Consider the following 12878-nt stretch of genomic DNA (forward strand, 5'->3'; position numbering starts at 1 on the left):
CAGCCCTTGAGCTGCCGTTTTTTTATTCTGTTAGTTGTGAAACTGAAGCGATTTAGTCACTATCGATCTCATCAAATATGGCTCGCTTTGAGATATTCCTCAAGTAAAAAAACACCTCTTCCTGCGATTTCTCACAAAAAAGATTCGTTGACAAAAAGTGACAAAATTATGAGATTCCCATCACACATTTTGACATCAGGAACGGTATGCTGAATTCACCAAGACGGGAAGACAAGAGGTAAAATTTATGACAATGAACATTACCAGCAAACAAATGGAAATTACTCCGGCCATCCGCCAACATGTCGCAGACCGTCTCGCCAAACTGGAAAAATGGCAAACACATCTGATTAATCCACATATCATTCTGTCCAAAGAGCCACAAGGGTTTGTTGCTGACGCCACAATCAATACACCTAACGGCGTTCTGGTTGCCAGTGGTAAACATGAAGATATGTACACTGCAATTAACGAATTGATCAACAAGCTGGAACGGCAGCTCAATAAACTGCAGCACAAAGGTGAAGCACGTCGTGCCGCAACATCGGTGAAAGACGCCAACTTCGTCGAAGAAGTTGAAGAAGAGTAGTCCTTTATATTGAGTGGATCGCCAACGCGCCTTCGGGCGCGTTTTTTGTTGACAGCGTGAAAACAGTACGGGTACTGTACTAAAGTCACTTAAGGAAACAAACATGAAACACACACCGTTTTTCTTCGCATTCTTTTTTACCTTCCCCTGAATGGGAGGCGTTTCGTCGTGTGAAACAGAATGCGAAGACGAACAATAAGGCCTCCCAAACCGGGGGGCCTTTTTTATTGATAACAAAAAAGGCAACACTATGACATCGGAAAATCCATTACTGGCGCTGCGAGAGAAAATCAGCGCGCTGGATGAAAAATTATTAGCATTACTGGCAGAGCGGCGCGAACTGGCCGTCGAGGTGGGAAAAGCCAAACTGCTCTCGCATCGCCCGGTACGAGATATTGATCGTGAACGCGATTTACTGGAAAGATTAATTACGCTCGGTAAAGCGCACCATCTGGACGCCCATTACATTACTCGCCTGTTCCAGCTCATCATTGAAGATTCCGTATTAACTCAGCAGGCTTTGCTCCAGCAACATCTCAATAAAATTAATCCGCACTCAGCACGCATCGCTTTTCTCGGCCCCAAAGGTTCTTATTCCCATCTTGCGGCGCGCCAGTATGCTGCCCGTCACTTTGAGCAATTCATTGAAAGTGGCTGCGCCAAATTTGCCGATATTTTTAATCAGGTGGAAACCGGCCAGGCCGACTATGCCGTCGTACCGATTGAAAATACCAGCTCCGGTGCCATAAACGACGTTTACGATCTGCTGCAACATACCAGCTTGTCGATTGTTGGCGAGATGACGTTAACTATCGACCATTGTTTGTTGGTCTCCGGCACGACTGATTTATCCACCATTAATACGGTCTACAGCCATCCGCAGCCATTCCAGCAATGCAGCAAATTCCTTAATCGTTATCCTCACTGGAAGATTGAATATACCGAAAGTACGTCTGCGGCAATGGAAAAGGTTGCACAGGCAAAATCACCGCATGTTGCTGCGTTGGGAAGCGAAGCTGGCGGCACTTTGTACGGTTTGCAGGTACTGGAGCGTATTGAAGCGAATCAGCAACAAAACTTCACCCGATTTGTGGTGTTGGCACGTAAAGCCATTAACATGTCTGACCAGGTTCCGGCGAAAACGACGTTGTTAATGGCGACCGGGCAACAAGCCGGTGCGCTGGTTGAAGCGTTGCTGGTGCTGCGCAACCACAATCTGATTATGACCCGTCTGGAATCACGCCCGATTCACGGTAATCCATGGGAAGAGATGTTTTATCTGGATATTCAGGCCAATCTTGAATCAGCGGAAATGCAAAAAGCATTGAAAGAGTTAGGGGAAATTACCCGTTCAATGAAGGTATTGGGCTGTTACCCAAGTGAGAACGTAGTGCCTGTTGATCCAACCTGATGAAAAGGTGCCGGATGATGTGAATCATCCGGCACTGGATTATTACTGGCGGTTGTCATTCGCCTGACGCAATAACACGCGGCTTTCACTCTGAAAACGCTGTGCGTAATCGCCGAACCAGTGCTCCACCTTGCGGAAACTGTCAATAAACGCCTGCTTATCGCCCTGCTCCAGCAACTCAATCGCCTCGCCGAAACGCTTATAGTAACGTTTGATTAACGCCAGATTACGCTCTGACGACATAATAATGTCGGCATAAAGCTGCGGATCCTGAGCAAACAGTCGCCCGACCATCGCCAGCTCAAGGCGGTAAATCGGCGAAGAGAGCGCCAGAAGTTGCTCAAGCTGAACATTTTCTTCTGCCAGATGCAGCCCATAAGCAAAAGTAGCAAAGTGGCGCAGAGCCTGAATAAACGCCATATTCTGATCGTGCTCGACAGCGCTAATACGATGCAGCCGAGCGCCCCAGACCTGAATTTGCTCCAGAAACCATTGGTATGCTTCCGGCTTACGTCCATCACACCAGACCACAACTTGCTTTGCCAGGCTACCGCTGTCCGGGCCGAACATCGGGTGTAACCCCAGTACCGGGCCATCGTGCGCCGCCAGCATGGCCTGTAATGGTCCATTTTTCACTGATGCCAGATCAACCAGAATACAATCTTTCGGTAAAGGCGGTAATTTGCCGATAACTTGCTCAGTAACGTGGATTGGCACACTAACAATCACCATTCCGGCATCGGCAACAATATCAGCCGCTCGATCCCAGTCATGTTGCTCCAGAATCCGCACCTGATAACCCGAGAGTGTCAGCATCTTCTCGAACAGGCGTCCCATCTGACCGCCACCGCCGACGATAACCACCGGACGCAGTGACGGACAAAGTGTTTTAAATCCTTTGTCGTTTTCACTGGAGTAAGATTCACGCATCACCCGACGCAAAACATCCTCAATCAGATCTGGCGGTACACCCAGAGCTTCCGCCTCTGCACGACGCGAGGCCAACATAGATGCCTCGCGCTCCGGAACATAAATAGGCAGTCCAAAGCGGCTTTTCACCTCGCCCACTTCAGCAACCAGTTCCAGACGCTTCGCTAATAAATTCAGCAGCGCTTTATCGACTTCATCAATTTGATCGCGTAATGCGGTCAATTCAGCAACCATAATAAACCTCTTAAGCCACGCGAGCCGTCAGCTGCCCGTTCAGATCCTGATGAATTTCACGCAGCAAGGCATCGGTCATTTCCCAGCTAATGCAGGCATCGGTTACGGATACACCGTATTTCATTTCACTGCGCGGTTGCTCAGAAGACTGATTGCCCTCGTGGATATTACTTTCGATCATCAGACCAATAATTGAGCGATTGCCATCTTTGATTTGAGCAACCACGGATTCTGCCACCGCAGGCTGACGGCGATAATCTTTATTGGAATTACCGTGGCTGCAATCTACCATCAGAGACGGGCGCAGTCCCGCCTGTTCCATCTCTTTTTCACATTGCGCAACATCCGCAGGGCTATAGTTCGGCGCTTTACCACCGCGCAGGATGACATGCCCGTCCGGATTCCCCTGAGTTTGTAGCAACGCAACCTGCCCTGCCTGGTTAATGCCAACAAAACGGTGCGGCTGGGCGGCGGCGCGCATAGCGTTAATTGCTGTTGCCAGACTGCCGTCGGTGCCGTTTTTAAAACCAACCGGCATGGAAAGCCCGGAGGCCATTTCACGGTGAGTTTGCGATTCCGTTGTACGAGCACCAATTGCTGACCAGCTAAACAGATCGCCCAGGTATTGCGGGCTATTCGGATCTAACGCTTCCGTCGCCAGTGGCAGTCCCATATTCACCAGCTCAAGCAGCAATTTACGCGCGATCTGCAGCCCGGCTTCTACATCAAAAGAGCCATCCATATGGGGATCGTTAATTAACCCTTTCCAGCCGACAGTGGTACGGGGTTTTTCAAAATAGACGCGCATTACCAGATAGAGGCTATCGCTGACCTCTGCGGCAAGGGCTTTAAATCGACGAGCATATTCCAGAGCAGTTTCCGGATCATGAATGGAACAAGGACCACAAACTACCAGCAGACGAGGATCGCGCCCGGCGATAATATCTGAAATGGTTTTACGCGAGTCAGCAATCTGGGCTTCTTGTTGCAGGCTCAATGGAAAAGCGGCCTTCAGTTGTTCCGGAGTCATTAAAACCTGTTCGTCGGTAATATGTACGTTATTCAGCGCGTCTTTTTGCATGATGGCGATCCTGTTTATGCTCGTTTGCGATAGTTGATCCTCAGCGAGGATGACGTAACGATAACACATAAAGTAAAGTTTTCAATCCATATTTCGTACATTTTTCTTTACACGAACAATTTGCTCGCGCTTTTGATGCTTATTTCGTACAAATAAATTTACACCTCCTTTAAAAACAATCCGCTATGCTTTGAAAAAGGAGAAAGAAATGATGAAAAAGTTTATCGCCCCCTTATTGGCTTTACTGGTTAGCGGATGTCAGATTGATCCTTATACTCACGCGCCAACCTTGACCAGCACCGACTGGTATGATGTCGGTATGGAAGATGCGATATCGGGCAGCGCCATAAAAGATGACGATGCATTTAGCGATTCACAGGCGGATCGCGGTCTATACCTTAAAGGATATGCCGAAGGACAAAAGAAAACTTGCCAGACCGATTTTACTTATGCCCGGGGACTTTCCGGTAAAAGCTTTCCTGCCAGCTGTAACAATGTTGAAAGTGCCAGCCAACTGCATGAAGTATGGCAAAAAGGGGCTGATGAAAATGCCAGCACAATACGATTAAATTAATTAAAACCCCACAAATAAATTAAACATAAGATTTTACTCATTGTGTTTTATTTCTCACATTGATGACGATCGCATGAAAAAATGATATTTTAATGAGCATTCTGAAAAAATATCGATGCATTTCGAGCGAAGATGGTGGGGATCCCTGAATGCGTTTTTCTCACCGACTGTTCTTACTTCTGATTCTCCTGCTGACGGGAGCACCAATACTCGCTCAGGAGCCTTCTGACGTTGCGAAAAACGTGCGTATGATGGTTTCCGGTATTGTCAGTTACACCCGCTGGCCTGCGCTATCAGGGCCACCAAAGTTATGTATCTTTTCATCTTCACGTTTTAGTACCGCCCTACAAGAGAATGCCGCGACATCTTTGCCTTATCTGCCTGTCATCATTCACACTCAACAAGAGGCGATGATTTCAGGCTGCAATGGTTTTTATTTTGGCAACGAGTCACCGACATTCCAGATGGAATTAACCGAACAATATCCGTCAAAGGCGTTATTATTAATTGCCGAACAAAATACCGAGTGCATTATTGGTAGCGCCTTTTGTCTGATCATCCACAATAATGACGTCAGATTTGCCGTAAACCTGGATGCCTTATCGCGTAGCGGTGTAAAGGTCAACCCGGATGTCTTAATGCTCGCACGGAAGAAAAATGATGGATAACGATAATTCTCTTAATAAGCGCCCCACGTTTAAAAGAGCATTACGCAACATCAGTATGAGGTGTACTGGCAATAGCGGACACTACCATTTGTTCTTTTTTTAAGCAGCCATCTGATGATATTTTTCCCTGAAGGCTGCCGGGGAGATATTCCCCAGACGAGAGTGACGACGCTGACGATTGTAGAAAATCTCAATGTATTCCCGTATTACTGAGATGGCTTCATCCCGGTTATTAAAACGATAGTGGCTCAGGCTCTCATTTTTCAGCGTTCCCCAGAAGCTTTCCATCGGAGCGTTGTCGTAACAGTTACCTTTACGCGACATTGATGTTTTCAGACCAAACTGCTCCTGTATGACCCGGTAATCGTATGCGCAGTACTGTGAACCTCGATCAGAGTGGTGGATTAGCCCGGCAGGTGGGCGCTGGCTCCTGAGCGCCATAAACAGGGCTTTACCTGTCAGCTCTTTTGTCATGCGCTCTCCCATGGCGTAGCCGACAATTTCGCACGTATAAACATCTTTGATGCCAGCGAGGTACAACCATCCCTCCTGTGTGGCAACATACGTCAGGTCCGCCACCCAGACCTGATTTGGTGCTGTAGGAGCGAACGTCTGGTTCAGCAGATTTGGCGCAACTGGCAGATTGTGGTTCGAGTTCGTAGTCGCTCTGAACTTGCGTTTCTGCTTACAGCGTAGCCTTAGCTCCTTACGAAGACGTGCCAGTCGGTCACGACCAACGATGATGCCATTCTCTGCCAGCTCCGTCTGGAGCCGCCGGGTTCCATATGTTTCGCGAGTGCGGATATGTGCCACCTTAATCTCCAGTTTTAGCCGCTCATCACTTTGTTTTCTGTCTGAGGGTTCATGCTGTACCCAGTTGTAATAACCGCTCCTGGATACACCAAATACCTGACACATCGCTTCAATGGGAAATTGTTGTCGCCATTGTTCGATTAACGCGTATTTTTCAGCGACTCCTGTGCAAAATACGCTGTTGCTTTTTTTAATATATCTCGCTCAAGGCGAGCTTCATTTAACGCCTTACGCAGTTGCAGAATTTCAGATTCCAGTTCAGCCACCGTGCGGGAACCAGGAGTACCGAGCCCTTTTCTGGCGGCGGTAACCCATTGTCCTAAAGTGCCTTCAGGAAGAGATAATCGGGAAGCGCCTTCACTGATCGAAAGTTGATTTTCAAGAACCGTTCTGACAGCTTCGGCTTTGAACTCTTTAGAGTAACGTTGGGTTTTTCTGCTCATTATTAGCTCCTTCTGATGCCATTCTATTTCAGGAAGGAGTGTCCGTTAAACTCAGGCTACCTCAGTATGACCAGCATATTTATCACTATGATGCTGATCTGGTTGCTGCTTTCCGTGACCTCGGTGCTGACCCTGAAACAGTACGCGCAAAAAAACCTGGCACTGACAGCAGCAACAATTGTCAGCGCCAGTGATATAAGACGGTAATTCGCCATTTGGATTGTCCGCTCCACCCAACATGTTGTTTCCTTAAGGTTCTCACACCAGAAAGGACATCAACATGCTGAGCAGAGAGGACTTTTACATGATAAAGCAAATGCGCCAGCAGGGCGCGTACATCGTCGATATTGCGACTCAGATTGGTTGCTCTGAACGGACGGTCAGACGCTACCTCAAATACCCTGAACCGCCAGCCAGAAAGACCCGCCACAAAATGGTTAAGCTGAAACCGTTTATGGATTACATCGACATGCGCCTGGCAGAGAATGTCTGGAATAGCGAGGTTATCTTCGCGGAGATTAAGGCAATGGGTTATACGGGCGGACGTTCCATGCTGCGTTACTACATCCAGCCCAAACGTAAAATGCGTCCGTCAAAAAGAACAGTTCGCTTCGAAACTCAGCCTGGATACCAGCTCCAGCATGACTGGGGCGAAGTTGAGGTGGAGGTTGCCGGGCAACGGTGCAAAGTTAACTTTGCGGTTAATACGCTGGGGTTCTCCCGCAGCTTCCATGTCTTCGCCGCACCAAAACAGGATGCTGAGCATACCTACGAATCACTGGTTCGCGCCTTCCGCTACTTCGGTGGTTGTGTGAAAACGGTGCTGGTTGATAACCAGAAGGCTGCGGTGCTGAAGAATAACAACGGGAAAGTCGTGTTCAACTCCGGATTCCTGTTGCTGGCTGACCACTATAACTTCCTGCCACGGGCATGCCGTCCACGCAGGGCCAGAACAAAAGGTAAGGTTGAGCGGATGGTGAAATACCTCAAGGAGAACTTCTTCGTCCGGTACCGCAGGTTCGACAGCTTCACTCATGTCAATCAACAACTGGAGCAATGGATAGCCGATGTGGCTGACAAACGGGAGCTTCGCCAGTTCAAAGAAACGCCGGAACAGCGCTTCGCGCTGGAGCAGGAACATCTGCAGCCGTTACCGGATACAGACTTCGATACCAGTTACTTCGATATCCGCCATGTGTCCTGGGACAGCTATATCGAGGTTGGTGGTAATCGTTACAGCGTTCCCGAAGCGCTGTGTGGTCAGCCGGTATCGATACGAATATCGCTGGATGACGAGTTGCGGATCTACAGTAATGAGAAACTGGTGGCCTCACATCGCCTCTGTTCAGCATCGTCTGGCTGGCAGACAGTGCCGGAGCATCACGCCCCGCTCTGGCAGCAGGTCAGTCAGGTGGAACATCGACCACTGAGTGCCTATGAGGAGCTGTTGTGATGCATGAACTGGAAGTCCTGCTGAGTCGCCTGAAAATGGAGCATCTGAGTTATCACGTTGAAAGCCTGCTGGAACAGGCAGCTAAAAAAGAGCTGAACTACCGGGAGTTCCTGTGCATGGCGCTACAGCAGGAATGGAACGGCAGGCATCAGCGCGGTATGGAGTCCAGGCTGAAGCAGGCTCGTCTGCCGTGGGTCAAAACGCTGGAGCAGTTCGACTTTACCTTCCAGCCGGGCATCGACCGTAAGGTTGTCCGGGAACTGGCTGGTCTGGCGTTCGTGGAGCGCAGCGAAAACGTGATCCTGCTGGGCCCTCCTGGTGTCGGAAAAACTCATCTGGCCATAGCTCTTGGCGTGAAAGCGGTGGATGCGGGACATCGGGTACTGTTTATGCCACTGGACAGACTGATCGCGACACTGATGAAAGCGAAACAGGAAAACCGGCTGGAGCGTCAGCTACAGCAACTGAGTTATGCCCGGGTGTTGATCCTGGATGAAATAGGCTATCTGCCGATGAACAGAGAGGAAGCCAGTCTGTTCTTCCGGCTACTGAACCGTCGATATGAAAAAGCGAGCATCATACTGACGTCAAACAAAGGGTTCGCAGACTGGGGAGAAATGTTCGGAGATCACGTACTGGCAACAGCGATCCTGGATCGGCTGCTACATCACTCAACCACGCTGAATATCAAAGGAGAGAGTTACCGGTTAAAAGAGAAACGTAAAGCTGGAGTGCTGACCAAAAACACAACGCCAATCAGTGATGATGAAATGGTGGAAAGCGGACAGCATCAGTAACGAAAGTATTTAGCGGGCATGAAAATGGCAAATAACGGTCAAACATCGTGGCGTTGACACAATGACTTACAGTCTGGAAGCAGCTGTCGTTTTTGCCGATGGCCCTGCAGCAACTGAAACACTGGCAGCGCTGGGCCAGCAAGGGCAATTTTCAACTGCAGAAGTACGTGATAAGCAGCAAAATATTCTGGCGTCCTGGCATTACACCCGTAAGGATCCAGGCGATACTTTCAGCAATTTCATAAGCCACTGGCTCTTCCCCGCCCCCATCATTCAGCCGATTCGTCACAATGGTGAAACCATTGGCGAAGTACGCTTAACCGCTCGCGACAGTTCAATCAGCCATTTTATCTGGTTTTCGCTCGCCGTACTGACCGGTTGTATTCTGCTGGCATCAGGCATCGCAATTACCCTCACCCGCCATTTGCACAATGGCCTGGTGGAAGCACTGAAAAATATCACCGATGTCGTACATGATGTGCGTTCCAACCGCAATTTTTCCCGACGAGTTTCGGAAGAACGTATCGCTGAGTTTCACCGCTTCGCTCTCGACTTCAACAGTCTGCTGGATGAAATGGAAGAGTGGCAGCTTCGTTTACAGGCTAAAAATGCGCAGCTTCTACGTACCGCGCTACATGACCCATTAACCGGGCTGGCTAACCGCGCAGCGTTTCGTAGCGGCATCAACACGTTGATGAACAATTCCGATGCCCGAAAAACGTCGGCGTTACTATTTCTTGATGGCGATAATTTCAAATACATCAATGATACCTGGGGTCATGCGACGGGCGATAGAGTCTTGATTGAAATCGCAAAACGGTTAGCTGAAGTTGGCGGGCTGCGACATAAAGCATACCGCCTGGGCGGCGATGAATTCGCTATGGTGCTCTATGATGTACAGTCAGAATCTGAAGTGCAGCAGATATGCTCAGCACTGACACAAATCTTTAATCTCCCGTTTGATCTTCATAATGGCCATCAGACCACCATGACATTAAGCATTGGTTACGCGATGACCATTGAGCACGCCTCTGCGGAAAAATTACAAGAGCTTGCCGATCACAATATGTATCAGGCCAAACACCAGCGTGCCGAAAAGCTGGTGAGATAACAAGGATATATCGATATGATAAAGCACCTGGTAGCACCCCTGATTTTCACCTCACTAATACTGACTGGCTGCCAGTCCCCTCAGGGAAAGTTTACTCCTGAGCAAGTCGCCGCTATGCAATCTTATGGATTTACTGAATCCGCCGGCGACTGGTCGCTGGGCTTATCAGATGCCATTCTGTTCGCAAAAAATGACTACAAATTGCTCCCGGAAAGCCAGCAACAGATCCAAACCATGGCAGCCAAATTGGCCTCGACAGGGCTAACACATGCCCGTATGGATGGACACACCGATAACTATGGTGAAGACAGTTACAACGAAGGCTTATCATTGAAACGGGCGAATGTCGTGGCCGATGCATGGGCTATTGGTGGACAAATTCCACGCAGCAATCTCACCACACAGGGTTTAGGAAAAAAATATCCCATAGCCAGTAACAAGACCGCCCAGGGCCGCGCCGAGAACCGCCGCGTCGCAGTGGTGATTACAACCCCTTAAAACACGAGCAAACAGACAAAAAAAGGGCCAGCCAATTGGCCAGCCCTTCTTAACAGGATGTCGCTTAAGCGAAATCTTAGTTAAGACGCTCTTTGATACGAGCAGCCTTACCAGTACGCTCACGCAGGTAGTACAGTTTAGCTTTACGAACAGCACCACGACGTTTGACAGAAATGCTGTCAACTACCGGAGAGTGAGTCTGGAAGACACGCTCAACGCCTTCGCCGTTGGAAATTTTACGAACAGTGAATGCAGAGTGCAGACCGCGGTTACGAATAGCGATAACCACGCCCTCGAATGCCTGCAGACGTTTTTTGGAACCTTCAACAACCCATACTTTCACTTCCACGGTATCACCCGGACGGAAGGAAGGTACGTCCTGCTTCATCTGCTCTTGTTCAAGTTGCTTAATAATATTGCTCATAATTTAATCTCTTATCCTGGGTAAACTGATATCTCGGGGGCTTACGCCATCCCATCATGTTTATGTTGCTGTTGTGCGTGTTCCGTTTTGAACTCCGCCAGCAACCTTGCTTGCTCTTCAGTCAGAGCCAGGTTTTCCAGAAGTTCAGGTCTTCTAAGCCAGGTACGGCCCAGCGACTGTTTCAAACGCCAGCGACGTATCTCGGCATGGTTGCCCGACAGTAACACTGGCGGAACTTCCATCCCTTCTAACACCTCAGGCCGCGTATAGTGCGGGCAATCCAGCAATCCTTCAGCAAAGGAATCTTCCGTTGCCGAGGCTTCATGTCCCAGTACTCCCGGAATAAACCGGGAAACGGAGTCAATCAGCGTCATTGCTGGTAACTCACCACCACTGAGAACGTAATCGCCGATTGACCATTCTTCGTCAATTTCGGTTTGGATCACGCGCTCATCTATACCTTCGTAGCGACCGCACACCAGAATCAATTTTTGATTCGTTGCCAGTTCGCTGACGCCCGCTTGATCAAGCTTGCGTCCCTGTGGTGACAGATAAATCACCTTTGCGCCTTCACCCGCCGCGGCTTTTGCTGCATGAATGGCGTCCCGCAAGGGTTGCACCATCATTAACATCCCCGGTCCGCCGCCGTAAGGACGATCGTCCACGGTACGGTGCCGGTCATGCGTGAAGTCGCGAGGACTCCAACTCTGGATGCTCAGCAGGCCATTTTTAACTGCCCGGCCAGTTACCCCGTAATCGGTAATTGCGCGGAACATTTCAGGAAACAGGCTAATTATGCCAATCCACATAGCGCCGTCTTTTACCGTTTATCCGGTGGTTTAAAAACCAGGATCCCAATCTACTTCGATTGAACGAGTAGTGAGATCGACTTTCTTGATAACCTGCCCATCGAGGAACGGTACGAGACGTTCCTTGATACCAAACGCATCTTTCAGGTTTGCCTTAATGACGAGAACGTCATTAGATCCGGTTTCCATCATATCGACGACTTTACCGAGATCGTAGCCTTCAGTGGTTACTACCTGGCAGCCCATCAGGTCTTTCCAGTAGTAGTCCCCCTCTTCAAGCTGAGGCAGCTGCGATGAATCCACGACAATTTCACAATTCGTCAGCAGGTTCGCCGCATCACGATCGTCAACGCCTTTCAGCTTGATGATCATGTCCTGATTGTGGTGCTTCCAGCTTTCCAGCTGGACTTGCTGCCACTGACCCGCCTTCTGGATAAACCAGGGCTGATAGTCAAAAATGCTTTCGGCGTCTTCGGTGGAAGAAAACACTCTGAGCCACCCACGAATACCGTAAGACGAACCCATTTTTCCCAAAACGATGGGATCAACAGGTGCTTGCGCGGTGAGTTGTTTGCTCATCATGACCACCGTGACAGATTAAGCTGCTTTGTTTACTTCTTTGATCAGCGCAGCAACGCGATCAGAAATAGTTGCGCCCTGGCCAACCCAGTGAGCGATGCGATCCAGATCCAGGCGAGTGCCTTCTTCTTTTTCGCTAGCGATTGGGTTGAAGAAACCAACGCGCTCGATGAAGCGACCGTTGCGTGCATTACGGCTGTCAGCGACAACAACCTGGTAGAACGGACGCTTTTTAGCGCCGTGACGTGCTAAACGAATAGTTACCATAACATCCTCTTGTGTGAATAAAACAACCGGACCCCATCGAGGAACGGAGTCCGGTGTCATATTAAAAGCCCGAAAATTTTACTCATTTTTGCGGGAATTGCAATCAACAGTTGCTAACTCTGCTGTAAAAGGCCGTCGGCGGTGCAGCCAGTTTGGTGCCGGAGTGCGCGCAGTCACCGGAGCGTACACGCAGTACG

15 protein-coding genes, 3 pseudogenes and 1 other annotated feature are annotated in these 12878 nt (G+C 49.3%); of the genes and pseudogenes, 11 read left to right on the forward strand and 7 right to left on the reverse strand.

Annotated elements, in window-relative coordinates; genetic code table 11:
- Positions 1–247 precede the first annotated feature (247 nt).
- The 3 genes from raiA (at position 248) to pheA (ending at position 2000) form a co-directional block, all read left to right on the forward strand.
- Positions 248–589, forward strand: a complete 342-nt coding sequence (gene raiA, locus C1P89_RS00130) for a ribosome-associated translation inhibitor RaiA (protein WP_000178456.1) — start codon at positions 248–250, stop codon at positions 587–589.
- A gap of 102 nt (positions 590–691) precedes the next feature.
- Positions 692–817, forward strand: a sequence feature (Phe leader region).
- Positions 693–740, forward strand: a complete 48-nt coding sequence (gene pheL / locus C1P89_RS00135) for a pheA operon leader peptide PheL (protein ID WP_001386991.1) — start codon at positions 693–695, stop codon at positions 738–740. Its footprint overlaps the feature before it by 48 nt.
- A gap of 22 nt (positions 818–839) precedes the next feature.
- On the forward strand, positions 840–2000 hold the full coding sequence (gene pheA, locus C1P89_RS00140) for a bifunctional chorismate mutase/prephenate dehydratase (protein ID WP_000200114.1): 1161 nt from the start codon (positions 840–842) through the stop codon (positions 1998–2000).
- 42 nt (positions 2001–2042) lie between these two features.
- On the opposite strand, the gene tyrA is transcribed toward pheA, so the two are convergent.
- Positions 2043–3164, reverse strand: a complete 1122-nt coding sequence (tyrA, locus tag C1P89_RS00145) for a bifunctional chorismate mutase/prephenate dehydrogenase (RefSeq protein ID WP_000225221.1) — start codon at positions 3162–3164, stop codon at positions 2043–2045.
- Positions 3165–3174: 10 nt separating this feature from the next.
- Complete coding sequence (aroF, locus tag C1P89_RS00150) at positions 3175–4245, reverse strand: 3-deoxy-7-phosphoheptulonate synthase AroF (RefSeq protein ID WP_001168045.1); 1071 nt, start codon at positions 4243–4245, stop codon at positions 3175–3177.
- 208 nt (positions 4246–4453) lie between these two features.
- Between aroF and C1P89_RS00155 the strand changes: the two genes are divergently transcribed.
- The 3 genes and pseudogenes from C1P89_RS00155 to C1P89_RS25680 all read left to right on the forward strand — a co-directional run.
- Positions 4454–4819 (forward strand): DUF2799 domain-containing protein, encoded by a 366-nt coding sequence (locus C1P89_RS00155; RefSeq protein ID WP_001370532.1) that lies wholly within the window; start codon positions 4454–4456, stop codon positions 4817–4819.
- Positions 4820–4968: 149 nt separating this feature from the next.
- On the forward strand, positions 4969–5487 hold the full coding sequence (gene yfiR / locus C1P89_RS00160; RefSeq protein WP_001212391.1) for a regulatory sequestration protein YfiR: 519 nt from the start codon (positions 4969–4971) through the stop codon (positions 5485–5487).
- Positions 5477–5545: pseudogene (locus C1P89_RS25680) on the forward strand (hypothetical protein); the annotation flags it as partial. The gene yfiR and the pseudogene C1P89_RS25680, both read left to right, overlap by 11 nt.
- Before the next feature lie 41 nt (positions 5546–5586).
- Here C1P89_RS25680 and C1P89_RS00165 read toward each other — a convergent pair.
- A protein-coding gene (locus C1P89_RS00165; protein ID WP_085948186.1) for an IS3-like element IS600 family transposase occupies positions 5587–6743 on the reverse strand; the annotation gives its coding sequence in 2 pieces (ribosomal slippage) (positions 5587–6494 and positions 6494–6743; 1158 coding nt in all).
- 15 nt (positions 6744–6758) lie between these two features.
- Between C1P89_RS00165 and C1P89_RS00170 the strand changes: the two are divergent.
- The 5 genes and pseudogenes from C1P89_RS00170 to C1P89_RS00190 form a co-directional block, all read left to right on the forward strand.
- A pseudogene (locus tag C1P89_RS00170) lies at positions 6759–6923 on the forward strand (hypothetical protein); the annotation flags it as partial.
- A gap of 100 nt (positions 6924–7023) precedes the next feature.
- Positions 7024–8196 (forward strand): IS21-like element IS21 family transposase, encoded by a 1173-nt coding sequence (istA, locus tag C1P89_RS00175; protein ID WP_000952382.1) that lies wholly within the window; start codon positions 7024–7026, stop codon positions 8194–8196.
- A complete protein-coding gene (gene istB / locus C1P89_RS00180) occupies positions 8196–8993 on the forward strand; it encodes an IS21-like element IS21 family helper ATPase IstB (protein WP_000544828.1) in 798 nt (265 codons plus the stop codon). The genes istA and istB overlap by 1 nt, the downstream gene beginning before the upstream one ends.
- 58 nt (positions 8994–9051) lie before the next feature.
- A pseudogene (gene dgcN / locus C1P89_RS00185) lies at positions 9052–10104 on the forward strand (diguanylate cyclase DgcN/YfiN); the annotation flags it as partial.
- A 15-nt stretch (positions 10105–10119) separates the two neighbouring features.
- Positions 10120–10602 (forward strand): OmpA family protein, encoded by a 483-nt coding sequence (locus C1P89_RS00190; protein WP_000589825.1) that lies wholly within the window; start codon positions 10120–10122, stop codon positions 10600–10602.
- Positions 10603–10678: 76 nt separating this feature from the next.
- Here the strand turns inward: C1P89_RS00190 and rplS are convergent, their stop codons facing one another.
- From rplS to rpsP, 4 genes are read right to left on the reverse strand one after another with little or no spacing between them, the layout of a single operon-like run.
- Positions 10679–11026 carry a 50S ribosomal protein L19 gene (rplS, locus tag C1P89_RS00195; RefSeq protein ID WP_000065253.1) on the reverse strand — a complete coding sequence of 116 codons (348 nt, stop codon included), beginning with the start codon at positions 11024–11026 and terminating at the stop codon, positions 10679–10681.
- A gap of 41 nt (positions 11027–11067) precedes the next feature.
- Entirely contained in the window at positions 11068–11835 is a 768-nt protein-coding gene (trmD, locus tag C1P89_RS00200) for a tRNA (guanosine(37)-N1)-methyltransferase TrmD (protein WP_000264777.1), read from the reverse strand.
- Positions 11836–11865: 30 nt separating this feature from the next.
- Positions 11866–12414 (reverse strand): ribosome maturation factor RimM, encoded by a 549-nt coding sequence (gene rimM / locus C1P89_RS00205; RefSeq protein ID WP_000043335.1) that lies wholly within the window; start codon positions 12412–12414, stop codon positions 11866–11868.
- An 18-nt stretch (positions 12415–12432) separates the two neighbouring features.
- Complete coding sequence (rpsP, locus tag C1P89_RS00210) at positions 12433–12681, reverse strand: 30S ribosomal protein S16 (RefSeq protein ID WP_000256450.1); 249 nt, start codon at positions 12679–12681, stop codon at positions 12433–12435.
- Positions 12682–12878: the final 197 nt, after the last annotated feature.

The sequence above is a fragment of the Shigella sonnei genome (genome assembly GCF_002950395.1).
Classification (GTDB): Bacteria; Pseudomonadota; Gammaproteobacteria; order Enterobacterales; family Enterobacteriaceae; genus ECMA0423.